Source organism: Lactobacillus nasalidis, assembly GCF_016587775.1.
Classification (GTDB): domain Bacteria; phylum Bacillota; class Bacilli; order Lactobacillales; family Lactobacillaceae; genus Lactobacillus; species Lactobacillus nasalidis.
In genome coordinates, this window is sequence record NZ_BOCG01000532.1 from 1 (window position 1) to 1095 (window position 1095).

Consider the following 1095-nt stretch of genomic DNA (forward strand, 5'->3'; position numbering starts at 1 on the left):
CCGGGTCTTCGTGCCCGTCAAGAGCTCGGGCCGCTACCTTTACTTCGGCAACGACAGCGGCAGCCGGGTCTACCGCATGAAGATCAAGAGCGGCTCCTTCAAGAAGCTGGCGGGCTACGTGGCCAGCGCCCAGGAAAAGCAGGAGGTCAGCTTCCTGCACCTGAAGAAGCTCTACGTGCCTTTCTACGCCAAGGCCGTCAAGGTCAAGGAGTACAGCTATCTGATCAGCTACCAGTCAAACAGCTACTACGCTTCCCGCCTGCTGGGCAGCAACTACCGCAAGACGGTGGCCAAGAACGGCCGGTCGGTCTACACCTCCGGCTACTCCAAGCGCCTGCAGCTGCCCTTGGACGGCAAAAACAACGACCACCAGTACCTTTACCGGACTTACCTGACCAGCCCGGGCCGGACGACGACCCAGCGCATGCTGGAAAGCGCGGCTTACGTCAAGCAGCTGGGCTTGTCGGAGCAGGATTTGAGATTTTTTGAAAGCAGTGGCAAGACGGTGTCCTACATCAACTATATTGAAGGCTACCCGATTTTTGCCAACGACAGCCTGCCCCAGGCCCAGGTGACCCTGTCCAGCGAGTCGGTCAGCGTCAGCTTCAGCAGCATGAGCCTGCAGATTCCGATCCCGTATGACGGGCACACGAAAACCCTGCCTAAGACCGCGACCCTGCTCAAGGAACTGGCCAGCATCGGCATCAAGGAAAGCGAGATTGAAAAAATCGCCATCGGCTACCATGTTCAAGCCGATAAAAAGCGCAGCGACCTGATCACGCTGGTGCCGAGCTACTACATCAAGGTTGACGGCAGCTGGAACAGCCTGGCCGGCTGGAAGAAGGCCAAGGCAGCCAACGTCGACATCCTGACTGAGGCGCCAAGCTCCAGCAGCTACTCCTCGTCCAGCACGGACTCCAGCTCCAGCGAAAGGTCAGCGGCCAGCTCCAGTTCTAGTTCCAGCCTGGCCGGCAGCCAGGCGCCAGCCAGCAGCCAGACGCAGGCGTCTAGCAGCTCGCGCTACAGCCAGCCGGCAGCTGAATCCAGCGCCAGCTCCAGCAGTGTCAGCTCCAGTTCGGCAGCCGCGTCCAGTTC

Annotated in this window: 1 protein-coding gene; it reads left to right on the top strand. The window is 60.1% G+C overall.

Features of this window, described 5'->3' with window-relative positions; translation table 11 throughout:
- The coding region (locus lacNas_RS10410; protein ID WP_201346835.1) for a two-component system activity regulator YycH at positions 1-1095 on the top strand (1095 nt) is incomplete at both ends.